This is a genomic window from Vibrio mimicus CAIM 602 (genome assembly GCF_000338875.1).
GTDB classification, from domain to species: Bacteria; Pseudomonadota; Gammaproteobacteria; order Enterobacterales; family Vibrionaceae; genus Vibrio; species Vibrio mimicus.
The window spans coordinates 272,438-298,460 of record NZ_AOMO01000016.1; the positions used below are offsets into that span (position 1 = coordinate 272,438).

Below are 26,023 nucleotides of genomic sequence, written 5' to 3' on the forward strand. Positions count from 1 at the left end.
CTAGGCGATGAGTATTTTCTACGCTGAAGGTCGTCATCTGCGTCAAAAACAAGCTTGGGTTGCTCCGCTTGTTATCAACAACTAGGTATTACGATGGAAATCCTTGCGAACTACGGCACCGTCTTGATTATTGTGGCAGCTGTCTTCGGTTTCTTGATGGCGATTGGTATTGGTGCGAATGATGTCGCCAATGCAATGGGCACTTCAGTAGGATCAAAAGCTCTCACAGTTAAACAAGCCATTATCATTGCGATGATTTTTGAATTCGCAGGCGCTTACTTAGCTGGTGGCGAAGTTACAGAAACTATCCGTAATGGGGTTATTGAAACCTCTCTTTTCGCAGATAAACCCGATGTTCTGATTTACGGCATGATGTCAGCACTGCTGGCAGCGGGCACTTGGTTGCTAGTGGCGTCTTACATGGGTTGGCCGGTATCTACCACTCACTCTATCATCGGTGCCATCATTGGTTTTGCTTGTGTATCTGTCGGTACAGAAGCGGTCGATTGGAGCTCAGTACAAGGCATTGTGGGTAGCTGGATTATCACGCCTGTGATTTCGGGCTTCTTTGCCTACCTCATCTTCGTCAGCGCACAAAGCCTCATTTTCGATACTGAAAAACCGCTGATCAACGCGAAACGTTTCGTCCCTGTGTACATGTTCATCACCACTATGGTGATCGCACTGGTCACCATCAAAAAAGGTCTGAAACACGTTGGTTTGCACCTTTCAAACCCAGAAGCGTGGATGTGGTCTGCAGTGGTATCAGCCATCGTTATGGTGGGCGGCTACCTGTACATTCAGAAGAAGTTTGCTAATCGCGATGAAGACCACGGTTTTGCTGGCGTGGAAAGTATCTTCAGTACGCTGATGGTGATTACTGCGTGTGCCATGGCATTTGCTCACGGCTCAAACGACGTTGCGAACGCGATTGGTCCTTTGTCTGCAGTGGTTTCAACCGTTGAACACATGGGTGAAGTGGCTGCGAAAAGCTCTATCGCATGGTGGATTCTGCCACTAGGTGGTTTCGGTATCGTTGTGGGTCTAGCGACGTTAGGCCACAAAGTAATGGCAACTATCGGTACTGGCATTACTGAACTGACACCAAGCCGTGGTTTTGCTGCTCAGCTAGCTACTGCTTCTACTGTTGTTCTAGCTTCAGGCACTGGTCTACCTATCTCTACCACTCAAACACTGGTAGGTGCGGTACTGGGTGTGGGTTTTGCGCGTGGTATTGCTGCACTGAACTTAGGTGTAGTACGTAACATCGTTGCGTCTTGGGTTGTTACTCTACCTGCGGGCGCACTATTGGCAGTTGTTTTCTTCTACGCGATTCAAGCTATGTTTGTCGGCTAAGCCGCTCGTAAGCTCAGTGTTAGCGGACTGTCATTATTGACTCAAACGCACAGAAAGGGAGGCTTTGCCTCCCTTCTTTGTTGCAGCGCCTGCCAAAACTGCATACTATTTGCCACAAACTTTATGAGACTTATCGCCAAATCTATCTTTAAATTAAGGGATTTACTGTGAAAAAACTGATCTGCATGGTGCTCTTTTCCATGTTGGCCGCACCAACGTTCGCGCAAGACCGCTACATCGCGGACAAACTCTTCACTTACATGCATTCCGGCCCAAGTAATCAATACCGTATTCTTGGCAGCATTGATGCTGGAGAAAAGGTCAAACTGCTTGATGTGAACAAAGATAGTGGCTACAGCCAAGTTGCTGATGAGCGTGGCCGTACAGGTTGGGTAGAAAGCCGTTTTATTACCCGTGAAGTGAGTAATGCCCTGCGCTTACCTGCTCTAGAAAAAGAACTAGCTGAAGTGAAAAAGCAATTAGCTAATGCACGCCAAAATGCCGATAGTGAAAAAGCGGGTTTGGCAGAATCTCTCGAATTGCGTAACCAGCAGATTGCTGATCTGGAACGTAACTATGGTGATATCAGTAAGCAGCTTACCGATTCACAAACTGAAATTCGTGAACTGCGCGCGAAACTCGATACGCAAAAAGAAGACCTGCTGTTGAAATACTTCACCTATGGTGGTGGTGTTGCAGGTATTGGATTACTGCTTGGCCTCGTGCTACCACACATTGTGCCACGTCGTAAGCGCCACCCTGCTGGCTGGGCATAATTGCCATCATTAACGTAGCAAAACGGTCACTTAGGTGACCGTTTTGTTTTGGTTCTCTCTAAGAAAAAAACCTAGCCTTTCCAATCGTGCAGAGCGGGGATCTCTATCTGCTCGCCCGTGAATAAGATGATGCTGCTTTGCGGCTTGATGCTTTCAAGCTTCACTTCTGGGGTTAACATATCCCCTTCGCGATACTCTACGCCATTCACTTTTACCCAGCGCTTTTGTTCATTAGTGGAAAAAGCATGCATCTGGAAATTCAGTGCTGGCAACCGACCTGCATAGCGATCGCTGTGCTTAGTTAATTCCACCGCAGAAGAAGCTGGAGTTGTGGGCAATGCAGGTTGATCACGCATAATCGTCCGAACACGCAGTGCTAATTCAGGAGAAAGCTGGGTTAAATCCAGATCACCCAATCCCTGATTCGGTTGCGTAGAGGCTTCCAATGTCGCCGGCGGTGCTATTGTATTTTCCGCCAATGCAGTTGAATCATCGTCACTGCCTGTATCCGCCAGCACTGGCTCAATAAAGGTAGATTGTAGTTCGTCCCATTCGGGATACGTTAAGCGTTCAAGTGGGGCATCCACTTCCACAATCACAGGTTCGGTTTGTCGTGCCGCAAACGCCTGTTCAGCTTGTTCAAAGCGTTGGTAAGTCATCACTCCAGCAGTTACTAACCCCGGTACCAACCACAGCGCTATGTGTAGCCAGCGCGACGTATTGGCACTGGTGGGTTCTTGTTCTGCATACGTACGATAAGTGACTTGTTGAGCTTGCAGATAATCTTGCTGAGATTGCTTTAAGGCATTCATCACTTTTGACATTAGCCTTCCTCCTTCAAACTCGGCGCTTGTTGCTGGGTCAACAGCTCTAGGCGGCGCAAGGTTTGCCGACCCGCAATGCCATCCACCTGCATATTCTGCCAGCGTTGAAATAACTCAACCTTACGCGATAAATCCTTATCAAACTGATCACGTGGGCGTTCAGGCTCACCCAAGACTTGTGAGAGTTTACTCTCCAGTAAAGCTACATCAGCTCCCTGCATCCCCTGTTTCAAAGTACGAGAAAAGCCACCTTGCCAAAGCAAAGAATATTGACCACGCCATAAAGGCTCAAGCCATTGGCGTGCAATGCGATAACGCTGATCACCAACTAAAAGCTCAGCTTCATCCGCATTTAAACGAAACAACACAGCATAAGTGCGAATATCATCAATCACTAAAGTGAGCACGGCAGGTAAATCAAATGCTTGTAAGGTCGACCAATCTCCGGTTTGCTGCTCACACCAAAGCACAGCATCCGCCTGAGTTTGGCAAAATCTCTCCATCACGGAGGCTTGATAACCCCAAACGGCGTACAGAGTTTCAACGGCATCTTCGCTACTGGTAGCATTGAGTAACGCGCTGCGCAGCGGTTGTGGAAAAACCGTATGCTCGGTAGGCGGCACAATCTCTTGCGCTGGGAAATAGGCTTGTACCGCTCGATCAAGTTGAGGAGGTAATTGCCATGCCAATACAACCGCGAGAGCAATACCACCCAGCGCACTGGAGAGATAAGACATCTTGTGTGCTTGTGGCTTACTGGGAGCAATCTGATAGACGGAAGACTGGAAACTCATCACTTCTTGGCAGGCTCGTTTGATTCTGTCCAAACTCAGTTCTTGCTCACCTGCTTGATAAGCCTGCTTTAAGGCCGCATCACACACCAGATTGATTAAACGAGGAATGCCATGGGTTTGCTGGGCAATCCATTGGCATGCCTTACGGTTAAAGAGTTCTGGGTTTCCCCCCGCTTGCTCAAGCCGGAAACGGATGTAGTCAGCACTTTGCTCTTCACTCAGGGGGAGTAAATGGTAGCGCCCCGTAATGCGCTGCGCAAGTTGGCGCAACTGCGGCATACGCAGCTTTTCTTGCAATTCCGGTTGGCCAATCAGCAATACTTTGAGCAACTTATGATTTTCGGTTTCCAAATTGGTCAATAGGCGTAACTGCTCTAACACATCGGGAGCCAAATGCTGCGCTTCATCAATCATCAGCAGCACTTGTATGCCTTGCGCGTGTTCCGCCAACAAAAACTCATGCAGCACTTGGGTCAGCTTCTTCAAAGTCGCCTTTTTCGGATAGTTCAGCTCAAACTCATCACAAATGGCTTCCAAAAGTTCTAGATCCGAGAAAGTCGGATTGAGGATCATCCCCGCGCGAGTTTTGCCCGGCAAAGTCGCCAAAATGGCTCGTGCCACGGTCGTTTTCCCAGTCCCAACTTCCCCCGTGAGCATGGCAAAACCCCCACCATCGCCCAATCCGGCTTGCAGGTGTACTATGGCTTCCTGATGACGCTGACTCAGGTAGAGATAGCGCGCATTGGGGACGATAGAAAACGGTAATTCGTCAAACCCAAAGAAGTTCAGATACATGCTTGTTGACCCTATTCATCGCAGTGGGTGCAACGTATCATTGCTGACTAAGATTAGCCAATGTCATTCATGCAATTTTTTGAGACTCTACGATGCAAATTTACCTAGTCGGTGGCGCAGTGCGCGATCAATTGCTTCAACTGCCTGTTTATGATCGTGATTGGGTCGTCGTGGGCAGCAGCCCACAAGCGATGTTAGCCGCCGGGTTCCAAGCCGTAGGTAAAGATTTCCCGGTATTTCTGCATCCCAAAACCAAAGAAGAGCATGCCTTAGCGCGTACGGAACGCAAAACGGGAGTTGGTTACACTGGCTTTGCCTGCCACTACGCGCCCGATGTAACGTTAGAAGAAGATTTATTGCGCCGCGATCTCACCATCAATGCCATGGCACAAGATGAGTTAGGGCAAGTCATTGATCCTTATGGCGGTCAGCGCGATCTTGCTGCGAAAGTGCTCCGCCATGTTTCGCCAGCCTTCGTGGAAGATCCCTTACGCGTACTGCGCGTGGCTCGCTTTGCGGCCAAGTTAGCTCATCTCGGCTTTACAGTCGCCGAAGAAACCATGCAGTTAATGACCGACATTGCTCAATCAGGCGAATTGGGGCACTTAACCGCTGAGCGCGTTTGGCAAGAATGGCATAAATCGCTCTCGACGAATCATCCAGAAGTTTTTTTACAGGTGTTACGTGATTGTGGCGCGCTGGCTGTTGTGCTTCCCGAGCTCGATCGTTTATTCGGTGTCCCACAACCCGAAAAATGGCACCCAGAGATCGACACAGGCATTCACACTCTCATGGTGACCAAGCAAGCCGCACTACTTTCTGATTCACTCCCCGTGCGTTTTGCCGCACAAGTGCATGATTTAGGTAAAGGCGTTACACCACGTTCTGAATGGCCAAGCCATAAGTTGCACTGTCATACAGGGTTAAAAATCATTGAATCTCTGTGCGATCGCATTCGTGTACCTAACGAATTTCGCGATTTAGCGCTGGCCGTTTGCGCTCAACATTCCAATATCCATCGAGCCGACGAGTTAAAACCTGCCACCAAACTTAAAGTGCTTGGTCTCTTGGATGTGTGGCGCAAGCCAGAGCGCCTTGAGCAAGTCTTGTTGTGCTGTGAAGCGGATCATCGTGGCCGTCTAGGTTTAGAAGATAAACCTTATCCGCAGCGAGATATCTTCCTGCGAGCTTACCAAGCCGCCCTTAGCGTAGAGGTACAAGCAGTGATTCGTGATGGTTTTCAGGGCAAACAGATTAAAGAAGAATTAGATAAGCGGCGAATACAAGCAATTAGTGAAGTATAAAAACTCCCTATTTATTCCAACTACCCCCTCTCAACAACTATCGAGAAGGTAATATCCCACAAGTTTTTACTTGTGGGATGTTCGAACGAATTTTCCATTTATAACAAGCTCATACATCAATTATTAGCCAATTAATAAACACTCTCTATTGCACTGCATTTTAATGCTATTAAATGAATACCACCTTACGTTGATAAATACTGCAACACTGATCTTCACAGAATTTTTATCCCTAAATGTAAAATATTTATGTATATCTGGATTTACATTTTAAATTTAGCCGTATCTAGCAAAAGATCACAGTTTTACATCTAAAATCACATATTAAATTATTTGTCAACTTACCGCATCGCAAACATGAATATTTCATTTATGTGCTGTGCCAAATTATAATTGAATTATTTATGTTACCTTTTTTATACACGGAATTAATTTATCTCGGATAGCGAGATATTTTCTTTTCAAAATAAAATCATTTAAATACTCCTATCACTAAGCCCAACCAATAAAAACATTGGAGTATTACAATCATGAAAAAATACCCTGCAGAACCATTTAAAATTAAAGCCATTGAAACCATTGCTATGATTAGCCGTGAAGAGCGTGCAATAAGGATGCGTGAAGCTGGCTATAATACCTTTTTACTTCGGTCAGAAGATGTCTACATTGATTTTTTAACTGACTCTGGAACTTCAGCGCTTTCGGATAAGCAATGGGCTGCACTGATGACAGGTGATGAAGCTTACGCGGGTTCAAAAGATTTTTATCGATTAGAGGAAGCGATTCAACGTCTATATGGATTCCCTTATATCGTCCCAACACACCAAGGTCGAGGTGCTGAAAATATTCTTTCAACCATAGCGATCCCTAAAGGACAAGGGCAACAATACGTACTGGGAAATATGTATTTCACCACCACACGGTTCCATCAGGAAATCAATGGCGCAAAATTTATAGATATTATTATAGATGAAGCACACAATGCCGAGCTAGATATTCCTTTCAAGGGTAATGTTGATCTCAATAAATTAAAAGCTGCGATTAAAGATATAGGTGAAGAAAATATTGCTTATGTCTGTTTAGCCATTACCGTTAACCTTGCAGGTGGCCAGCCTGTTTCTATGGAAAATATGCGTTCAGTAGCGGAAATTTGTCGAGCCCATGGAATAAAAGTAATGGGCGATGCGACACGTTGTGCAGAGAACGCATATTACATTAAAGAACAAGAAGAGGGTTACGCGGATAAAACTATCCATGAAATTATGTTAGAGCAGTTCTCTTATATGGATGGTGCAACCTGTTCAGCGAAGAAAGATGGCCTACAAAACTGTGGTGGTTTCCTAGCTCTTCGTGACGAAGATCTATTCAACGAAGCGAAAGAGTGGGTAGTTGTATACGAAGGAATGCCTTCTTACGGTGGTATGACTGGCCGTGACATGTCGGCCTTAGCCCTTGGTATCGAAGAAGCCATGGATTACCACTACCTGGAACATCGTATCAAACAAATTCGCTACCTAGCTGATCGCCTACGTGAAGCAGGTGTTCCAATGGTTGAGCCTACAGGGGGACATGCCGTATTCATTGATGCTCGTCGTTTCCTACCTCACCTGACGCAAGATCAATTCCCCGCTCAAACACTTGCAGCTTCTGTCTATATTGAAACTGGATGCCGTACCATGGAACGTGGCATCGTTTCCGCCGGCCGTAATATTGAGACAGGAGATCATCACCGACCAGCACTTGAAACCATTCGCCTAACCATTCCTCGTCGTGTGTACACGTATGCACATATGGATGAAGTCGCCGATGGAATCATTTCACTTTATAAAAACCGAGATCAAATAAAAGGCTTGAAGTTCACCTACGAGCCGAAGCAATTACGCTTCTTTACATCAAGGTTTGAATACATTACCGAATAATTAAAAAAAATCCTCTAGTCATCATTATGAACTAGGGGATTTTTTAATAACTGGGAGGAAATAATTTATGGAAGCTACAAACACAACAGTGCCGAAAATAAAATCCAAAACAATTGGTGGTGGTTTAATAATCGCTGGAACAACAATAGGTGCTGGAATGTTATCTATTCCTTTGGTCTCGGCTGGGATAGGTTTTGGTTTTTCAGTATTAATATTATTAGGTTATTGGGGATTAATGACCTATACCGCTTTGTTAATGTTGGAAGTTCATCAGTTTTCTGACAGCAACGCAACACTTCATACTTTAGCTAAACAATTTCTTGGCGACAAAGGAAAGTATATTGCAGCGGCTGCTATGTTTTTCTTATTTTATTCATTGTGTGCAGCATATACCGCAGGTGGCGGAGCAAACCTAACAATTCGTATAGATGAGCTATTTGGGATAAAAATACCAGCGGCAATAGGGTCTATCGTATTCGTTATTCTTGTCGCGGTAATGATTACCGCGGGAACACATTTGGTAGACAAAGTTAATCGTGTCCTTTTTGGATTAATGGTTCTTTCAATGGTTTTGGTTCTTATGTCCCTTTCACCGAACATTACTAAAACTTATCTCTCGAGTGCTCCTATAGGATACGGTTTAATCTTTGTTGCTCTGCCCGTGGTTTTTACTTCATTTGGCTTCCACGGCTCAATACCCGCTATTGTGTCATACCTCGATGGAAATACCAGTCATCTAAAAAAGGCAATGTATATAGGTTCAACAATACCATTAGTTATTTATATTTTATGGCTGATGTGCACCCTTGGTGTATCTCATCAGGATGAACTAAGTCAGATTTCTGAATTAGGTGAAATGGTTAGTGTGTTATCCATGACACTAACAGACTCAAAATTATCATTGTTAATTGGTTTCTTTGCTGATTTGGCATTAATTACCTCATTTTTTAGGCGTTTCCTTAGGTCTTTTTGAATTTATAAGAGATACAACAAAAACCTATATTAAAGGTAATCGTTTATATCTGGCACTTATCACTTTTTTACCACCTCTAATATTCGCTCTTTTCTTTCCTGAAGGTTTTATATTGGCTTTAGGTTATGCATCGATAGCTCTTGTTGTTCTTGCAATTTTTCTTCCAGTGGCAATGGCATATAGATCTCGAAAATTATATAAATTAACCAACTACTACCGAGTAAAAGGTGGACAATTTCCAATGCTAATTAGTGTGATGGTTGGCATAATCATTATTACTTCTCAATTAATTTAATATACTTGAGGAATGCAAATGAAAAGTGTGATTTCGATTCAAAGACAAGAATTGCATGGAAAAATTGGCAATGATTTATTAGTTTTATTGTTAGAAAAAATGGGGTTAAAAATAATCCCAATCCAGGCTGTCCAGATTTCAAACCACACAATAAACTTTGGTTATATAGAAAGAAAATCAGAAAATATAAACAACTTAGACTATTCAGAAAATGAGAAAAAAACTAATGATAGTTTTTCTAACTTTTACATAAGGCTCACTATGTCAAAAAGTTATATGGAATTATCTAGCTATATAGACATTATTGTTAAAGACATTCCATTTGATACCATACATGTTTTATTCTCTATCTTTGAAAACATTAATAATAACCATAATATTAGATATAATCCTTATGGAATTATAACTAATCTAATCCCTATAGCAGATGTTGTGATTCTCAGCCAACCTGAGTTAGAAAAAATAACGAATATTGAAATAGCAACTTTTGATAATATTATTTCATCTTGTAAAGCATTAATGAACTATGGTGCAAAGGTCATCCTAATAAATAAACCATTACTGGCGTTAGATAAACAACACACCCTAATGCTTGGATATAATGGTCAATGTTATATTACAAATTATCCTGATGTATCACTTAACTTCATAGATATTGGATATTTAACTTCTACATTATTTATAGCAGGATTATTAGACTCTATGTCTCCATGTGATGCATTGAATTATTGCAATACCGCATCTTATATTGCGATAAAAGAAGCCAAAAATTCAGAAGGAAATGAGATTAGTATTATAACGACTAAAGAATACATGACGAATCCATTAACACATTTCCCTATTGGAAAGTGTGTTGAGGATGCTTCTATCACTTATTATTCATTTTAATGTTTCTGTGCTCATCATTTATATTCAAAGCATGCTAACAACTCGATGCTACGTGTATTTACCTAACATTTTCCCCACCCATATAGTCATGATGACTCCGAATTACTTTTGGGTAAGAATTTAACCTCCTAATCTAGATCTATACATCATTCTCAGAGAAAAACAAAACGCCCTGCAATGCAGGGCGTTTTTTCATTAATCGCGAATGCGCTCAGCTTAGAATTAAGCTTGGCCTTTCACTTCTTTCAGACCGTTGAAAGGAGCACGTGAACCCAGTGCTTCTTCGATACGGATCAGTTGGTTGTACTTAGCAACGCGGTCAGAACGGCTCATAGAACCAGTCTTGATTTGACCTGCTGCAGTACCTACCGCTAGGTCAGCGATAGTTGCGTCTTCAGTTTCGCCTGAACGGTGAGAGATAACTGCAGTGTAGCCAGCATCTTTTGCCATCTTGATCGCAGCCAGTGTTTCAGTCAGAGAACCGATTTGGTTGAACTTGATCAGGATAGAGTTAGCGATACCGTTGTCGATACCACGCTTCAGGATCTTGGTGTTAGTTACGAACAGATCGTCACCAACGATTTGGATTTTCTTACCCAGTTTCTCAGTTTGGTATGCGAAACCTTCCCAGTCAGACTCGTCCAGACCGTCTTCGATAGAAACGATTGGGAACTTCTCAGTCAGCTCTTCTAGGAAATCAGAGAAACCATTAGAAGTGAAGATACGACCTTCGCCTTTCAGGTTGTATTCTTTCTTCTCTGCGTCGTAGAACTCAGAAGCAGCACAGTCCATCGCTAGAGTGATGTCAGTACCCAGTTTGTAACCTGCAACAGCAACGGCTTCAGCGATGACTTCTAGCGCTTCTGCGTTAGATTTCAGGTTAGGAGCGAAACCACCTTCATCACCAACTGCAGTGTTGTAGCCTTTAGACTTCAGTACTTTAGCTAGGTTATGGAACACTTCTGCGCCCATACGTACTGCTTCTTTCAGAGTTTTTGCGCCAACTGGTTGGATCATGAACTCTTGGATGTCTACGTTGTTGTCAGCGTGCTCACCACCGTTGATGATGTTCATCATTGGTAGAGGCATTGAGAATACGCCAGGAGTGCCGTTCAGCTCAGCGATGTGCTCGTACAGAGGCATGCCTTTTGCTGCCGCTGCTGCTTTCGCGTTTGCTAGAGAAACCGCCAGAATCGCGTTTGCGCCGAAGTTTGACTTGTTCTCAGTACCGTCTAGGTCGATCATGATTTGGTCAATAGTTGCTTGATCTTTTGCATCTTTGCCAACCAGAGCGTCTGCGATTGGACCATTAACCGCAGCCAGCGCTTTCAGAACGCCTTTACCTAGGAAACGAGACTTGTCACCGTCGCGCAGTTCAAGCGCTTCACGAGAACCAGTAGAAGCACCAGATGGAGCTGCTGCCATACCAACGAAACCACCTTCCAGATGAACTTCCGCTTCTACCGTTGGGTTACCACGTGAGTCGATGATTTCACGACCTAGAACTTTAACGATCTTAGACATTAATGTTTCCTCTCAATTGAATTTAAATGTCAAAACTAAAAGGGTAGCCACACTGCTAGAGTGGCTACCCGTATCCTTTTACTTCAATTCACCGCGTTGGTACTGACCTGCTGCTTTCACAAAGCCAGCAAACAGAGGGTGGCCATCGCGTGGGGTTGAGGTGAACTCTGGGTGGAACTGCGCTGCAATAAACCATGGGTGAGCAGGGTTCTCAATCACTTCAACCAGCTTCTTATCTGCTGACAGACCAGAAACCTTCAAACCTGCTTTTTCAATCTGAGGACGCAGCAGGTTGTTCACTTCGTAACGGTGACGGTGACGCTCATGAATAGTCGCGCTACCGTACAGTTCGTACGCTTTGGTACCTTTCTCAAGGTGGCATAGCTGTGAACCTAGACGCATGGTGCCGCCAAGATCCGATTTTTCGCTACGCTCTTCGACATTGCCTTCGCCATCTACCCATTCGGTGATCAAACCAACCACTGGGTATTTGGTATTTTTATTGAATTCGGTTGAGTGTGCACCTTCCATACCCGCAACGTTGCGTGAGTATTCAATCAGTGCCACTTGCATACCCAAGCAGATGCCTAGGTAAGGAATTTTGTTTTCACGTGCATATTGCGCAGCACGGATCTTGCCTTCGATACCACGATCGCCAAAGCCACCTGGTACCAGAATCGCATCAAGACCAGCAAGAACATCAACACCTTTGGTTTCAACGTCTTGTGAATCTACGTATTTGATGGTCACACTCAGACGGTTCTTCAGACCCGCATGTTTCAGAGCTTCGTTCACTGATTTGTAAGCATCTGGCAGTTCGGTGTATTTACCGACCATACCGATAGTCACTTCACCGGTTGGGTTCGCTTCTTCGTAAATCACTTGTTCCCATTCAGACAGATCTGCTTCTGGAGCGTTAATGCCAAAACGTGCACAAACCAGATCATCCAAACCTTGAGAACGGATCAGTTGCGGGATCTTGTAGATAGAATCAACGTCTTTCATAGAGATAACGGCTTTTTCAGGCACGTTACAGAACAGAGCGATCTTCTTACGCTCGTTCGCTGGGATCATACGATCGCTACGGCAAACCAGAATGTCTGGCTGAATACCTATTGAAAGCAGTTCTTTTACAGAGTGTTGAGTTGGCTTAGTTTTCACTTCACCGGCTGCCGCTAGGTAAGGAACCAGAGTCAGGTGCATGAACATTGCGTTTTCACGGCCAACTTCGATTGCTAGCTGACGAATCGCTTCCATGAATGGCAGTGATTCGATATCACCCACAGTACCGCCAACTTCAACGATAGCGATATCGTGGCCTTCTGAGCCTGCAATCACACGATCTTTGATCGCGTTAGTGATATGAGGGATAACCTGAATGGTTGCACCTAGGTAGTCGCCACGACGCTCTTTGCGCAGTACGTCAGCGTAAACACGACCTGCAGTGAAGTTGTTGCGCTTGGTCATTTTGGTACGAATGAAACGCTCGTAGTGACCAAGGTCTAGGTCAGTTTCCGCGCCATCTTCCGTAACGAACACTTCACCGTGTTGAGTTGGGCTCATTGTGCCTGGGTCAACGTTGATGTAAGGGTCAAGCTTCATCATGGTCACTTTAAGACCACGAGCTTCGAGAATCGCTGCAAGGGATGCCGCTGCAATACCTTTACCTAGAGAGGATACAACCCCGCCAGTAACAAAAATATAATTTGTCGTCATGTTTAACCTGAAAATGGTTGAATGAGGGAAATGGATTTCTTCTGGACGGGACAAAACTATACCAGAAGCCCCCCATTGCCACAACGTGAAATCTATCACACTCAATTTTTTATTTTTTGCTTCAAATCAAACCAAATTGAAGCGAAGCACGCAGGTAATACATTATCTGAGTCAATTTTGTCCCAAACTGCGCTATTTTTCAGCACCTACTAAATTGGCTGCTTAATCAACCATTAAGCTCATCAATGAGTTAGCTTTCTTTTTTAATGCTCAGCCATTAAAACGGCTTTATCGCCTGTTTTTCTTCAAGTTTTACTTCATCCCAAAAGCCATCCAACTCAGCCAAGGTAAAGTCCTGTAGTGGCTTATTTTTCGCTCTCGCTTTGTCTTCTACACCTTGAAAACGACGCACAAATTTGGCGTTGGCTTTGCTCAAAGCCAGCTCAGGGTCATGCCCTAAATGGCGCACCAAATTGACGGTAGCGAACAATAAATCGCCTAACTCTTCTTCCACTTTTTGAGTATCCACATCAACTTGCAGCGCTTCTTCCATCACCTCTTCGACTTCTTCGTGCACTTTGTCGACAACCGGGCCTAAGCTATCCCAATCAAATCCGTATTTAGCGCACTTTTTCTGGATCTTGTGAGCACGCGATAATGCGGGTAATGAACGTGGTACAGAGTCTAGGATACTTTGCTCACTTTTTCCTGCTTGGGCTTTTTCTTTGGCTTTTTCTGCCTCCCAATTGGCGTGAATTTGCGCTTCATTCTCAAACGTCGCATCACCAAACACATGAGGATGGCGGCGAGTCAGCTTCTCATTGACTGCATCCACCACATCACGAAACTCAAACAGCCCCTGTTCTTTGGCCATTTGGCTGTAGAAAATTACCTGAAATAGCAAATCCCCCAACTCTTCACGCAAGTTAGACCAATCGCGCTGGGTAATGGCATCCACCACTTCGAAGGTTTCTTCAATGGTGTATGGCGCAATGGTGTCAAAAGTTTGCTCTTTATCCCACGGGCAACCCTGCTCTGGGTCACGCAGGCGGCTCATGATCTGTTCGAGTTGTTCAATCGGGTGTGACATACATATCCTCACTGCTGGCCTAACATTAGATTTTTGAGAGCCTAAAATAGAAACGAGGTGGAAGTTTTCACTTCACACCTCGCTGTTTGAGTTGGATTTAACCTAAGCGTTTGACCAACATAACATCTTTTATCTGCTCGATGCGTTTGGAGACTCGCGCTAAGGCTTCAACGTTGTTCACCTCAAGATCGAAATCCATGATGATGATTTGCCGTTTGTAATCGGAACGACTCTTCATACTCGCAACTTTCACTTTTTCATTGGCGAGCAAGGTGGTGATGTCTTTGAGCAGCCCACTGCGCTCCATCGCTTCTACGCGTACTGTCAGCAAGTACGAGCCGACAAAGCCACTGCCCCACACGGTATCAATGATCCGCTCCGGTGCGTGATGGCTCAACTCTTCCAACTGTTCACAGTCACTACGATGCACCGAAATGCCACGGCCTTGGGTAATGTAGCCGCGGATCTCATCACCGGGGATCGGCTGGCAGCAACGCGCAAGGTGAGTCATCAGGTTATCGACTCCTTCCACCACCACCGCATCTTTATGCGGACGATTAGGAATTAGTGCTTTGTTTTCCTGCAGTTTTTCCAGCGCGAGCTTATCTTCTTCCTCGGCGGTCGGTTTATTCACTAACGCATTGATATGGTTAACGATCTGATTGATACGCAGATCACCACTGCCGATACCGACGTACATTTCATCCACGCTATTGACGTTAAAGCGCTTGAGCGCATACGCCTCGGCGTGCTTGAGATTGGCACCGATTTTCGCCAGTTCGATTTCGAGAATTTCCCGTCCCGCTTCGAGATTTTTTTCACGGCTCTGTTTGCGGAACCAAGCATTGATCTTGGCGCGCGCACGACCAGAGTGAACGAACCCAAGCGATGGGTTTAACCAATCACGCGAAGGGTTTGGCTCTTTCGCAGTGATAATTTCGACCTGATCGCCCATCTGTAATTTGTGGGTGAACGGCACGATACGCCCTGCGACTTTCGCACCGATACAGCGATGCCCCACTTCGGAGTGAATGTGGTAGGCAAAATCGAGCGGTGTGGCGCCCATCGGCAAGTCGACCACATCGCCTTTCGGGGTAAAGGCGTAAACGCGATCATCAAACACTTGGCTACGCAGCTCGTCGAGCATTTCGCCCGAGTCGGACATCTCTTCTTGCCAATCAAGCAGTTTACGCAGCCAAGTGATCTTCTCATCGTAGCCACTGCGGCCAGCGCTGCTGCCTTCTTTGTATTTCCAGTGTGCCGCCACCCCAAGCTCTGACTCTTCGTGCATCTGCTTGGTACGGATCTGGATTTCGATGGTTTTGCCTTCTGGCCCCAAAATCACGGTATGGATTGACTGATAGCCGTTCGGCTTCGGGTTTGCCACGTAGTCATCAAACTCGTTTGGCAAATGTTTGTACTTGGTATGCACAATACCGAGCGCGGCATAACAGTCTTGCAGCTTGTCGGCAATAATCCGCACCGCGCGCACATCAAACAGCTCATCAAAGGCGAGGCTCTTTTTCTGCATTTTGCGCCAGATGCTGTAGATGTGTTTCGGGCGACCGCTGACTTCGGCGTTGATGCCTAACTGCTTCATCTCAGCGCGCAGATCGCTGACAAAATCACGGATGTACTGCTCACGCACAATACGGCGCTCAGAAAGCTGTTTGGCAATCTGTTTGTAGGTATCAGGCTGTTGGTAACGGAACGCGTAGTCTTCAATTTCCCATTTGAGCTGACCAATGCCTAGACGGTTAGCCAGTGGCGCGTAAATGTTGGCACACTCTTTCGCGGCGATGCGGCGCACTTCATCCGGTTCATTTTTCACTTCACGCAAATTACAGATCCGCTCAGCAAGTTTGATGACCACGCAGCGGAAATCATCCACCATGGCCAGCAGCATACGCCGCACGTTATCCACTTGCGCCGAGGCTTCACTGCCATGCATGGTAACGTTGAGCTGGCCAATGGCGGCCATCTCTTCCACACCGTGGATCAGCTTAAGCACTTCTCTGCCATAGCTCTCTTCGAGCGATTCATTATCCAACACGCCACTGGTGGCGATCGGAAATAGCAAAGCAGCCACTAAGGTTGGGCGATCCATCGACAGGGTGATCAAAATTTCGATCATTTCCCGCCCACGCCATAGCAGCAATGGCCCTTGTGGATTACCCGCCAGTAGTTGCTCACAGTCGCGATATACTGCGGTCAATTTAGCGGCCGTTTTACCCTCTTGGATAAGGCTGGCAATCCATGTTTCTAGCTCAAACTGTTGGTCTGGGTTTAAGTGTGCGCTTCGTACCGCAACCATTGATATCGTCCTAATAATTGTATTTTTTAGCCTTCGACTGACGCTTAGATGAAGAGTTCAGTCGCTAGCGCTTTTTCACAAACAAAGCCATGGATTCGAGATGACTGGTGTGTGGGAACATATCCAACATACCCAGTTTTTCTAAGCGAAACCCTTGGCTCAGCAAGCTTTGGCTATCACGAGCCAGTGTCGCCGGGTTGCACGACACATAAACCACCCGCTCTGCACCTAACGCAGCCAGTTGATCCACAATGCCTTCTGCACCAGCACGGGCGGGGTCGAGCAGTACTTTAGCAAATTTCTGCTGTGCCCATGAGGCATTCGTCATATCTTGTTCCAAATTGGCCTGATAAAACGCGACATTGTTGATTTGGTTCAATTTGGCGTTATGAGTGGCATGCTGCACCATTTCTTCCACGCCTTCTACACCAACCACTTCTTGCGCTTGTTTTGCCAATGGCAATGTGAAATTGCCTAAGCCACAAAACAGATCGAGCACACGATCTTGCTTGTTCACCTCAAGCCAGTTAAGCGCTTGCTCCACCATCTGTTGATTCACCGCCCGGTTAACTTGAATAAAGTGGTTAGGCAAAAAGCTTAAACGACTGCCCGTTTCTTCACAGTACGGAGCTTCACCTTGCACATGTTGCAGCTCACCCGCTTCCAGCGTTAGGTATAAGGTTAGTCCCTTTTGTGTGGCAAAGTCAGATAAAGACTGCTGATCTTGCTCAGCCAAAACACCTAAATGGCGTAGTACCAACACTTGCGTATTGTCGCCTTTCACCAATTCCACATGGCCGAGCAACTCAGGCTGGCTCCACTGGCTCAGCAAGGCATTGAGTTCAGGTAATAACGCATTCAAACTCGGCTCAAGTACTGGGCAATGGGTGACAGAAACAATGGCTTTACTCTGCTTACGGCGAAAACCAAATTGCAGCTGCTGTGTTTTTTTATCCCACATCAAGCTTAGTCTTGCTCGGCGACGATAACCTTGATCATCAGAGCAAACCGGCGCTGACAGAGCAAGGCTCTGCCCTGCAAACTTCACCATTAATTGACTTAACGCCTGCTGCTTATGGTTAATTTGACCCGCGCGGTCAAGATGCTGCAAATCACAGCCACCACATTGTGCATAGTGCGCACAAAACGGCTCAACTCGCTCAGTGCTTGGTTTAAGCACTTTGATCAACTGCCCACGTGCGTATTTACTTTTGCTTTCAGTCAGTTGAATCAGCACTTCTTCCCCTGGCAAAGCGCCATCCACAAACAACGGTTTTTTCTGCAAAAAGGCCAGTCCGCTGCCTTGGTGATCCAACCGTTCTATGCTGACTGGTTGGTGCTTTTTATCTAATGTGCTTTGCTTTTTCGGTTGAAAGAAACGTGCCATGCTCTGTGCTCAAGTATTGAAATAGAATTGTTTTCGCCCCGGCATCACTATTCTGCACGGGGGTGATTGTCGAAGGTCAGGGAGTTGATTAAGCTAGCGCCAACGTTTCCCCTCGCAATCCGAGTTGTGCGGGGTATTTTCCCATATCCACACCACAATGTTTAGACAATAATGAATCGAAGATATGGCTTGCGCGCCCGCGTTATGACGCTCACTCTGGCTCCAACCCTGATTATTGGCCTGCTTCTTAGCGCACTGTTCTCTTTTAACCGTTATCACGACTTAGAAACTCAGATGATCAATACGGGTGCGAGCATCATTGAACCGCTGGCCATTGCCAGTGAAGATGACTTGCGAATGCAAAGCCGTGAGTCGGTGCGGCGCATCATCAGTTATGCGCATCGTAAAAATTCGAAATTAGTACGCAGCATTGCGGTATTCGATGCCAATCATGAACTGTTTGTAACGTCCAACTTTCATCCCAATTTCGAAAAGCTCATGTATCCCAAGGATAAGCCTATCCCATTTCTGAGCAGCTCGGTGATTGATGAAAACACGCTGATTCTGCGCACGCCGATCGTTTCTGAGCGTACCTTGCTCGAAAATGGTGATGCCAATCCAGCCACACCAGTGATGGGTTATATCGCCATTGAACTCGATCTTTCCTCCCTACGTTTACAGCAGTATCAGGAGATTTTCTCTGCTGGATTAGTATTAGTGATTGGTATTCTGCTGTCCGGTATTTTTGCTTCACGCCTGATGCACGACGTAACGCGCCCGATCACTCATATGAAAAACATGGTGGATCGAATTCGCCGCGGACATTTGGATGTACGGATCGAAGGGAAAATGCACGGCGAATTGGATTCGCTGAAAAAAGGCATCAACGCGATGGCGGTTTCGCTCTCCGAATACCATGTTGAGATGCAGCACAGTATCGACCAAGCGACTTCCGATTTACGGGAAACCCTTGAGCAGCTTGAAATTCAAAACGTCGAATTAGACATCGCCAAAAAACGTGCACAAGAAGCGGCGCGTGTTAAATCCGAATTTCTGGCCAACATGTCGCATGAGCTGCGTACTCCACTCAATGGTGTAATTGGCTTTACCAGACAAATGCTGAAAACTCAGCTCACCAACAGCCAAACTGATTACCTACAAACCATTGAAAAATCAGCCAATAATCTTCTGACAATAATTAATGACATTCTGGACTTCTCCAAACTCGAAGCGGGCAAACTGGCGCTGGAGAATATTCCGTTTGAATTCCAAGAAGTGCTAGAAGAAGTGGTTAACCTACAAGCCACCAGCGCCCATGAAAAAGGGTTAGAAATCACCCTCAAGATCGACCCGAAAATTCCGCGTGGCGTAGTGGGCGATCCACTGCGTATTCAACAAGTTCTGACCAACTTGGTCGGTAACTCCATTAAATTTACAGAACGAGGCAACATTGATGTCAGCGTGGAAATGCGAGCGCTACGCGATGATGTGATCGACCTGCAATTTATGGTGCGAGATACCGGTATTGGTATTTCGGAGCGACAACAAGCTCAGTTATTCCAAGCCTTTAGCCAGGCGGATGCGAGTATTTCTCGCCGTTATGGTGGTACAGGATTGGGGCTGGTGATTACCCAAAAACTGGTCAGCCATATGGGCGGTGAAATTAGCCTCACCAGCCGTTTGCACCAAGGTTCAACCTTCTGGTTTACCTTGCGCTTGCATACCACTGAGTTGCCAATGAATGATGGTTATGATGCTAGCTTGCTCAATCATCGTCATCTGTTGTTGATTGAGCCAAACATGCAGGCTGCGGCCATTGTGCAGCAAACTCTGGTACAAAGCGGTTTAGAGGTCACTTACCGCTCAGCGATACCAGAAGAGGAGCAGGTTTACGACTATGTGCTTCTCAACCTTGCTCCAAGCAAAGAGACCAACCCAACCTTGGTTGAACTTTGGGTACAACGCGCATTGGCAATGGCGCATAACGTGATCGTGGGAGTTCCGAGTACTGAGCTGGCTTTGGCCGATCAGCTAATGCAGCGTTATCCGGTTAAATGTATCGGTAAACCTCTATCACGTAAGAAACTGCTGCAAACCTTAGCAGCCCAACAGCCACAGCTTTCCAACCCGAGCCTACCTAAGCCGCAAGCGGATAAATTGCCGCTGTGTGTAATGGCTGTGGACGATAACCCTGCCAACCTCAAACTGATCACTGCACTTTTGCAAGAACGAGTTGAGTGTGTGGTTGCCTGTACCAGTGGCCAAGAAGCCATAGAGCAAGCGCAAATCCGTCATTTCGATATTATTTTGATGGATATTCAAATGCCGCATATGGATGGGGTAACCGCTTGCAAAGAGATCAAACAGCTCAAGGGCTATAGCGATACTCCAGTGATTGCCGTAACTGCACATGCAATGGCAGGTGAGCGCGATCGTCTACTTAAAGCCGGGATGGATGATTACCTCACTAAACCGATTGAAGAACACATCTTGCAGCAGGTATTGGTGCATTGGAGCCCTCACACCCGCAGTAAACAAGTAGCTAAAATCACACCACCGGACGGTGCTGCAGTAGTGCAGAATGCATTGAGTTTTTCCCAGCAAACTGAGGATGCCATTATTGATTGGCCTGCGGCTCTGCGCCAATCCGCCAATAAAGAAGATCTCGCTAAAGAAATGCTCAGTATGCTGGTAGATCATTTGCAGGAGATAGAAACCGTCATCAATCTCGCATTGGAAGATGAAGAGTACGCAACGAGCGATTTACTGCATCACATCCATAAACTGCATGGCAGTTGCTCATACAGTGGTGTGCCGAGACTTCGTAAAGTCTGCGCAAGCTTAGAGCATGCTCTGCGTAACGGAGCCACCGTGTATGATCTTGAACCTGAACTGTTTGAGCTGCAGGATGAAATGGCAAAAGTTATCAGTGCATCTACCGATTATTTGGATTGATCTCGTTTAACCTCTGGATTGCTGGGCAGCGGACGTACTTCCTGCCCAGCACTGTAAATATGGTAGTTGTGCTTACCTCTGTGTTTAACCCAATACATGGCTTTATCGGCTTGCAACAGCAGCTTTTCTAAATCGATGTGTAAGCAATCCATATAGCTAATACCAATACTGCACCCTACTTGCGTACTCTGCTTACCCAATAGGATGGGAGTAGAAGAAGCTTGTATCAATTGCATCGCAAACTCTTCTATCTTGCTGGAGTCAAAAGAGTCGATCGGAATGTAGATGGCAAACTCATCTCCACCAAGTCTCCCAACAACCGAATCAGAAAAACGAAGCTTGAGCCAGAGCCAAAAAACGTTTGGCGATTTCCCGCAGTACATCATCACCCGCCGCATGCCCCAAGGTATCATTCACTTGCTTGAAGCCGTCCAGATCGATCAACAGCAACACCATGATGGAACTGGAGCGTTTTTTATTCAGTACATATTTCTCGCAACCCAAGCGATTTTTAAGTCCACTCAACGTGTCCTGCTCGGCAATGATGCGATAGTAATTTTCCCAACGTTCAATCTGTTGGCGTAATTCACGCTCTCGAATCAATGCTTGATGAGAGGCATCAATGAATTCATTGATGCTTTCCGCCACCAGACCAATCTCATTGTATTTATTCTCGATTGCGACTGTGACCTTACGATCATGATCTGGTCGCACTTCAGACAGCGCTTCAGAAAGCTCTGTTAATGGCTTACCCACAAGACGACGAACAATCCAGATCAACGCAACAAAAGTCACCAGAAATTGAATCATCACTACGGCAATTTGATCCAGGATTTGATTGATCGCTTGCTGACGGATCACTTGGTGATCCTCATGAATCATTAAGTAGCCAATCAGATTCCCATCAACAGGCGATGTTAAATGGTATTGGCTCGCATCTTCCCAGAAATTATGATCTTTGGCGGTTTGTACCACGCTTGTTCGTTCAAATACGACGCCATCGACCCCCACCAATTTGACCGCATTAATTTCTTTATGCAGCAGCAAAGCATCCATCACCTCAGAGGCAATATCATAGTTATTCACATACAAGGCAATTGAAGCGGAATTACTCAAGGAGAGCGCTAACTTCTGTTCCAGTTCTTGTTTCTGCTCCCCAACTAAGTGCAGGCCACGCGGAATAATGATGGCCAAAATAATCAGCAAATAGACCAGTGCGCACAATGAAATCATCTTTAGTAAACGGTTTACTAGAGGAGAAGACGTGGCGCGCTCAATCATAGATCACCAATAACACTTTCAAATCTTCCGCTGGCGGCTGATCGGTATAACCGATGGAAAACGGGTTAGCTTCTAATTTTGTCACCAATTCTTGTTCATCCTGGATAGATTCCGGCGCTCGTAATCGCCCAGAAAACTTCAGTTTTGCCCAATACGCATTCACCTGACTTTCCTGCATATTGGTAACGAGTAAAAAGAACCGCTGGCGAATCTCCCCAGTGCGATCAAGCACCTGGTTGATGTACGTGTTACCAACCACGCGATTGCGTCCCAAATACAGAGCGGATAACTCTTGTCTATCGATCGCCATTAACGGACTTTGAGAACTTGCAACCACATAGAGCTCCGCCGAAGAAGCAAATGGAGACAGCAAGGTGAATAGGAGTAACCAATATTTCATCTGGGCCTCCTAAAACACAAAATTCACACTGAAGCTCAGTACATGGACATCTCTGCCCTGCGAGATACTCTCCATCGGAACAGCCCATAAACCGTAGCCATAATCACCAATTTCGACGTAATCGTACTGTGCTTTAAGTGCCATCTGAGCGGTAATGTCCCAGCGTAACCCCAATGAAAAGGTACTTTGATCGATGTGAGTCGAGTTGATTCCACCAATAAGCACCTTTTGAAACTGCGCCAATTGAGTACCGTTGACCGGCGCTAATCCCCAGTCTGATTGCGCTTGATAAGCCTCATTCTTCGGTACAAATTTGCCGTACATCGCATAAGGTGTGAAAGAGTCAAACGAATATCCGGCTAATAGGTATCCACCAATCCCTTCCGGAACCACTGCTTTATTTCCTCGAATCGCGTAAAGCTCAGATTGAACGGTGAGAGCGGTATCCGCATACCCCAATCCTATTTGCCAATACTGAATGGTTTCGTTTTCAAGGTTACTTTCTTGATAGAGTAATGCGGCTTCAGAGCTGATGACACCAAAACCAGCATTCGCCAATTGTTGAATGGCCTTCTGTGCTTGCATTGAGGTATCACCCAGTGAAACCTGCATTCCTCCGACATTCACATAAGACAAACGCCCACTCCATGGACCTTGTTCCAATGCCAAGACAAGCGCTAAGGTTTGATTTGAGCGGGTAGAAGAAACTTCTGAATTACCCGTATTTTCTAGCTTCTGCTCAATGCGACCATATTGAGCACCAAAAGACCAATTCAACTCATCCAAGCGGCCACGGTAAGTAACATCAATACCATCGATAGAGTCATAAAAAATACTCCCATATAACTCTTGCGGTGGACGAACCCAAAGATAAGCGTAATCAATGCGTCGGCTATCCGATGCCATATAAGCATTCAAACCTAAACGACCTAAACGTAAATCCCAATGTTCGTCAGGCAGATAACGGACAAAAGCCAACTCAGTGACATCATTAAAGGATTGTTCAACACGATCTTCCAATACCCACTGCGTGGTCACTGACCATTCAGGGTTGAGCTGAACATCAAACTGCACGCCAATATTGGAATCAGGCAAAAATGAACCGTTGCGTTCATTGTCATCAGGCTGCGCAAGGTTACGTAAATAGCCAAGATTCTCTTCATTCTCGTAGCTGTAACCTAAAGAACCATAACCCGAGACAGCCCAATCAGCGGCTAATATTGGCAAGCTCATGATTGCGAATGCCGTTGAAATACTACTGAGAAACAGGGCTCGATAAGGGTTTCGCATCATTGGGGCATTCCTAAACTAGCGCATGTTGCACTAAAGCGTAGATTTCCACGCACAGTGAAACGTTCTCCATTTCGATGTTCATCAATGATGCATCGCCCAATTAATTGAATTTAATGATTACTGAGAAAACTCAGGAAGATTGATGCTCGAAACAGAGCAAACTCATCCTTCCGTTCAGATAAGAATCGGTGCACAAGAAAAATATAGTCAGGAAATGAAAGATTTGAAATGAACCAAAGCATGAACGCCGCATTAGCGGCGTTCAAAAATGACGGTGGCCATCGCGTAATGGCGCTCATCAGAGATCGAGAGGTGAATATGCGCAACCTCAAGTTGCGCCGCTAATTGAGCCGCTTTACCGCTTAGACTGAGTAATGGCTTACCCATTTCATCATTGGTAATCGTAAAATCGTGAAAGGTCACGCCTTGAGCAATTCCGGTACCTAACGCTTTAGATGCCGCTTCTTTGGCCGCAAACCGCTTAGCTAAGAAACGCCCTTGTTGTTTCAGAGCATGAAACTGTGCCATTTCAGGATCACTGAGAATACGGCGCGCGAAGCTTTCGCCAGAGCGCGCCAACGCTTTTTCTACCCGTTCAATTTCAGCGATGTCCGTTCCGAGCCCAACAATCATGTTACTGCCTAGCGACGCGCTGCAACCATGATGGCTTTCATATCTGCCACTGCTTTTGACAAACCATCAAATACAGCGCGACCAATGATCGCATGGCCGATGTTCAGCTCGTAAATTTCTGGAATCGCAGCAATCGCAGCAACATTGTGATACGTCAGACCATGCCCCGCATTAACGGTGATGCCTAAATCATGGGCATACGCAGCAGCAGCAGCAATTTTTTTCAGCTCATTTTGCTGTTCCACTTCGCTTTTCGCATCAGAATAATGGCCTGTATGAAGCTCAATGAATGGTGCACCACAGGCTTTTGCCGCATCAATTTGCTCGCGATCTGCATCAATAAACAGAGAAACTTTAATACCCGCTGCGGTAAGTTTTTCCGTTGCCGCTTTCACACGCTCTAACTGGCCAAGTACATCCAAGCCACCTTCTGTCGTCAATTCCTCACGCTTTTCAGGTACCAAGCAGACATATTCTGGTTGAGTTTGCAGCGCAATCTCCACCATTTCGTCAGTCACGGCCATTTCAAGGTTCATGCGAGTTTGTAGTGTTTCACGCAAAATACGCACATCGCGATCTGTGATGTGGCGGCGATCTTCGCGAAGATGGATAGTGATGCCATCCGCACCCGCACGTTCAGCAATTTCCGCCGCATGCACAGGATCAGGATATTGCGTGCCGCGTGCATTACGTAAAGTAGCCACGTGATCGATATTCACACCAAGATAAATTGAGCTCATTCTTCTGTACTCCGTGCTCGAGGTAGAGTTGTTTGACGAAACAACTCACGACTTTTTAAAGGTTTGCCGCCAAGATACGGCTTTAAGGCTAAACGTGTAAAGCGTTTTGCCGCTTGCAATTGTTCTTTGCTGGTAAAACGCCGTTCACTGATCGCAATCAGCTCGTTACCGAGAAAGGTGAGATTATCGCGACGTACCGAAGCGATAAAGCCCTTTTGCTCACGATAACGGTAAGTCATGTCAGGTGAAACTGGCTCGCCCGTACCCGCACAATGCAGAAAATCGACGCCGTAGCCCATCGCAGCAAGCAAAGCGAGTTCAAAGCGGCGTAGCGCTGGCTCTGGATTGGTGCTTTGCGCCAGTTCAGTTAGTGCAAACAGGTAATCATGAAATAGCCCAGGACTAGCGACTTCTGGCATTAACACCCGATCCACCAGCTCGTTGATGTACATAGCAGAATAGAGATAGACGCCAGAAAGCGGTAAACCGAGACTAATTGGTTCGGCTTGGCGTAAGGTTTTCATCGAGCCATTGCCCGACCATTTCAGCAGTAAAGGAGTGAAAGGTTGCAGCGCACCTTTGAGGTTGGAGCGTTTTCCACGCGCACCTTTGGCCATTAATGTGACTCGGCCATACTCCTCACTGAACACATCGAGAATTAAGCTCGATTCACTGTAAGGGCGGCGGTGCAGAACAAAACAGCGTTGCAGTCCGTCTGACATTTTCCCTTTCTATCATGCAGTTGAAGGTAGAAATGAAAAAGGTG

General features: G+C 46.0%; 18 protein-coding genes and 2 pseudogenes. 7 read left to right on the forward strand and 13 right to left on the reverse strand.

Annotated elements, in window-relative coordinates; all coding sequences use genetic code 11:
* Nucleotides 1–93 precede the first annotated feature (93 nt).
* Together D908_RS16400 and D908_RS16395 are read left to right on the forward strand one after the other, a co-directional pair.
* The gene (locus tag D908_RS16400) at nucleotides 94–1,356 is read left to right on the forward strand and encodes an inorganic phosphate transporter (RefSeq protein WP_000404207.1); all 1,263 of its coding nucleotides are present in this window, start codon (nucleotides 94–96) and stop codon (nucleotides 1,354–1,356) included.
* A 167-nt stretch (nucleotides 1,357–1,523) separates the two neighbouring features.
* Nucleotides 1,524–2,132, forward strand: coding sequence for a TIGR04211 family SH3 domain-containing protein (locus D908_RS16395; protein ID WP_000733231.1), 609 nt, complete (start codon nucleotides 1,524–1,526; stop codon nucleotides 2,130–2,132).
* Between the two features lie 71 nt (nucleotides 2,133–2,203).
* Here D908_RS16395 and D908_RS16390 read toward each other — a convergent pair whose 3' ends face one another.
* Nucleotides 2,204–2,956, reverse strand: coding sequence for a general secretion pathway protein GspB (locus tag D908_RS16390; RefSeq protein ID WP_005522589.1), 753 nt, complete (start codon nucleotides 2,954–2,956; stop codon nucleotides 2,204–2,206).
* Nucleotides 2,956–4,545, reverse strand: coding sequence for an AAA family ATPase (locus D908_RS16385; protein ID WP_005522591.1), 1,590 nt, complete (start codon nucleotides 4,543–4,545; stop codon nucleotides 2,956–2,958). The genes D908_RS16390 and D908_RS16385 overlap by 1 nt, the downstream gene beginning before the upstream one ends.
* 92 nt (nucleotides 4,546–4,637) lie before the next feature.
* Here D908_RS16385 and D908_RS16380 point away from each other — a divergent pair, with 92 nt between their 5' ends.
* The 4 genes and pseudogenes from D908_RS16380 (at nucleotide 4,638) to D908_RS16370 (ending at nucleotide 9,924) form a co-directional block, all read left to right on the forward strand.
* Nucleotides 4,638–5,849: a multifunctional CCA addition/repair protein gene (locus D908_RS16380; protein ID WP_005522592.1), complete on the forward strand. Its 1,212-nt coding sequence runs from the start codon at nucleotides 4,638–4,640 to the stop codon at nucleotides 5,847–5,849.
* 530 nt (nucleotides 5,850–6,379) lie between these two features.
* Complete coding sequence (locus tag D908_RS16375; protein ID WP_005522595.1) at nucleotides 6,380–7,768, forward strand: tyrosine phenol-lyase; 1,389 nt, start codon at nucleotides 6,380–6,382, stop codon at nucleotides 7,766–7,768.
* A gap of 67 nt (nucleotides 7,769–7,835) precedes the next feature.
* A pseudogene (locus tag D908_RS0118840) lies at nucleotides 7,836–9,036 on the forward strand (aromatic amino acid transport family protein).
* Nucleotides 9,037–9,054: 18 nt separating this feature from the next.
* Complete coding sequence (locus D908_RS16370) at nucleotides 9,055–9,924, forward strand: carbohydrate kinase family protein (RefSeq protein WP_005522599.1); 870 nt, start codon at nucleotides 9,055–9,057, stop codon at nucleotides 9,922–9,924.
* A 222-nt stretch (nucleotides 9,925–10,146) separates the two neighbouring features.
* Here D908_RS16370 and eno read toward each other — a convergent pair whose 3' ends face one another.
* From eno to rlmD, 5 genes are all read right to left on the reverse strand, one after another.
* Nucleotides 10,147–11,448, reverse strand: coding sequence for a phosphopyruvate hydratase (gene eno / locus D908_RS16365; RefSeq protein WP_000036742.1), 1,302 nt, complete (start codon nucleotides 11,446–11,448; stop codon nucleotides 10,147–10,149).
* 78 nt (nucleotides 11,449–11,526) lie between these two features.
* On the reverse strand, nucleotides 11,527–13,164 hold the full coding sequence (locus tag D908_RS16360) for a CTP synthase (protein WP_000210852.1): 1,638 nt from the start codon (nucleotides 13,162–13,164) through the stop codon (nucleotides 11,527–11,529).
* Between the two features lie 277 nt (nucleotides 13,165–13,441).
* Complete coding sequence (gene mazG, locus D908_RS16355; protein ID WP_005522601.1) at nucleotides 13,442–14,254, reverse strand: nucleoside triphosphate pyrophosphohydrolase; 813 nt, start codon at nucleotides 14,252–14,254, stop codon at nucleotides 13,442–13,444.
* Between the two features lie 97 nt (nucleotides 14,255–14,351).
* On the reverse strand, nucleotides 14,352–16,568 hold the full coding sequence (gene relA / locus D908_RS16350) for a GTP diphosphokinase (protein ID WP_005522603.1): 2,217 nt from the start codon (nucleotides 16,566–16,568) through the stop codon (nucleotides 14,352–14,354).
* A gap of 64 nt (nucleotides 16,569–16,632) precedes the next feature.
* Nucleotides 16,633–17,955, reverse strand: coding sequence for a 23S rRNA (uracil(1939)-C(5))-methyltransferase RlmD (gene rlmD / locus D908_RS16345; RefSeq protein ID WP_005522605.1), 1,323 nt, complete (start codon nucleotides 17,953–17,955; stop codon nucleotides 16,633–16,635).
* Between the two features lie 171 nt (nucleotides 17,956–18,126).
* Between rlmD and barA the strand changes: the two genes are divergently transcribed.
* Nucleotides 18,127–20,910 carry a two-component sensor histidine kinase BarA gene (gene barA / locus D908_RS16340; protein WP_005522607.1) on the forward strand — a complete coding sequence of 928 codons (2,784 nt, stop codon included), beginning with the start codon at nucleotides 18,127–18,129 and terminating at the stop codon, nucleotides 20,908–20,910.
* On the opposite strand, the pseudogene D908_RS22925 reads toward barA, so the two are convergent.
* From D908_RS22925 to recO, 6 genes and pseudogenes are all read right to left on the reverse strand, one after another.
* Nucleotides 20,898–22,191, reverse strand: a pseudogene (locus tag D908_RS22925) (diguanylate cyclase domain-containing protein). The gene barA and the pseudogene D908_RS22925 overlap by 13 nt on opposite strands.
* Nucleotides 22,184–22,591, reverse strand: coding sequence for a hypothetical protein (locus D908_RS0118855; RefSeq protein ID WP_000878561.1), 408 nt, complete (start codon nucleotides 22,589–22,591; stop codon nucleotides 22,184–22,186). Before D908_RS0118855 ends, D908_RS22925 begins: the two are co-directional and overlap by 8 nt.
* Nucleotides 22,592–22,600: 9 nt before the next feature.
* The gene (locus D908_RS16335) at nucleotides 22,601–23,824 is read right to left on the reverse strand and encodes a hypothetical protein (RefSeq protein ID WP_390622348.1); all 1,224 of its coding nucleotides are present in this window, start codon (nucleotides 23,822–23,824) and stop codon (nucleotides 22,601–22,603) included.
* 312 nt (nucleotides 23,825–24,136) lie between these two features.
* Entirely contained in the window at nucleotides 24,137–24,517 is a 381-nt protein-coding gene (gene acpS, locus D908_RS16330) for a holo-ACP synthase (protein WP_000635071.1), read from the reverse strand.
* 8 nt (nucleotides 24,518–24,525) lie between these two features.
* Nucleotides 24,526–25,257, reverse strand: a complete 732-nt coding sequence (pdxJ, locus tag D908_RS16325; RefSeq protein ID WP_000095369.1) for a pyridoxine 5'-phosphate synthase — start codon at nucleotides 25,255–25,257, stop codon at nucleotides 24,526–24,528.
* On the reverse strand, nucleotides 25,254–25,979 hold the full coding sequence (gene recO, locus D908_RS16320) for a DNA repair protein RecO (RefSeq protein WP_001279493.1): 726 nt from the start codon (nucleotides 25,977–25,979) through the stop codon (nucleotides 25,254–25,256). The genes pdxJ and recO overlap by 4 nt, the downstream gene beginning before the upstream one ends.
* Between the last annotated feature and the right edge of the window lie 44 nt (nucleotides 25,980–26,023).

Excerpts from the sequence above, each read along its gene's own strand:
- D908_RS16400 (WP_000404207.1), top strand. The coding sequence starts at position 94 with ATGGAAATCCTTGCGAACTACGGCACCGTCTTGATTATTGTGGCAGCT.
- D908_RS0118855 (WP_000878561.1), bottom strand. The coding sequence starts at position 22,591 with ATGAAATATTGGTTACTCCTATTCACCTTGCTGTCTCCATTTGCTTCT.
- recO (WP_001279493.1), bottom strand. The coding sequence starts at position 25,979 with ATGTCAGACGGACTGCAACGCTGTTTTGTTCTGCACCGCCGCCCTTAC.
- D908_RS16375 (WP_005522595.1), top strand. The coding sequence starts at position 6,380 with ATGAAAAAATACCCTGCAGAACCATTTAAAATTAAAGCCATTGAAACC.
- D908_RS16380 (WP_005522592.1), top strand. The coding sequence starts at position 4,638 with ATGCAAATTTACCTAGTCGGTGGCGCAGTGCGCGATCAATTGCTTCAA.
- relA (WP_005522603.1), bottom strand. The coding sequence starts at position 16,568 with ATGGTTGCGGTACGAAGCGCACACTTAAACCCAGACCAACAGTTTGAG.
- pdxJ (WP_000095369.1), bottom strand. The coding sequence starts at position 25,257 with ATGAGCTCAATTTATCTTGGTGTGAATATCGATCACGTGGCTACTTTA.
- mazG (WP_005522601.1), bottom strand. The coding sequence starts at position 14,254 with ATGTCACACCCGATTGAACAACTCGAACAGATCATGAGCCGCCTGCGT.
- D908_RS16385 (WP_005522591.1), bottom strand. The coding sequence starts at position 4,545 with ATGTATCTGAACTTCTTTGGGTTTGACGAATTACCGTTTTCTATCGTC.
- acpS (WP_000635071.1), bottom strand. The coding sequence starts at position 24,517 with ATGATTGTTGGGCTCGGAACGGACATCGCTGAAATTGAACGGGTAGAA.
- D908_RS16390 (WP_005522589.1), bottom strand. The coding sequence starts at position 2,956 with ATGTCAAAAGTGATGAATGCCTTAAAGCAATCTCAGCAAGATTATCTG.
- eno (WP_000036742.1), bottom strand. The coding sequence starts at position 11,448 with ATGTCTAAGATCGTTAAAGTTCTAGGTCGTGAAATCATCGACTCACGT.
- barA (WP_005522607.1), top strand. The coding sequence starts at position 18,127 with ATGAATCGAAGATATGGCTTGCGCGCCCGCGTTATGACGCTCACTCTG.
- D908_RS16360 (WP_000210852.1), bottom strand. The coding sequence starts at position 13,164 with ATGACGACAAATTATATTTTTGTTACTGGCGGGGTTGTATCCTCTCTA.
- rlmD (WP_005522605.1), bottom strand. The coding sequence starts at position 17,955 with ATGGCACGTTTCTTTCAACCGAAAAAGCAAAGCACATTAGATAAAAAG.
- D908_RS16335 (WP_390622348.1), bottom strand. The coding sequence starts at position 23,824 with ATGAGCTTGCCAATATTAGCCGCTGATTGGGCTGTCTCGGGTTATGGT.
- D908_RS16370 (WP_005522599.1), top strand. The coding sequence starts at position 9,055 with ATGAAAAGTGTGATTTCGATTCAAAGACAAGAATTGCATGGAAAAATT.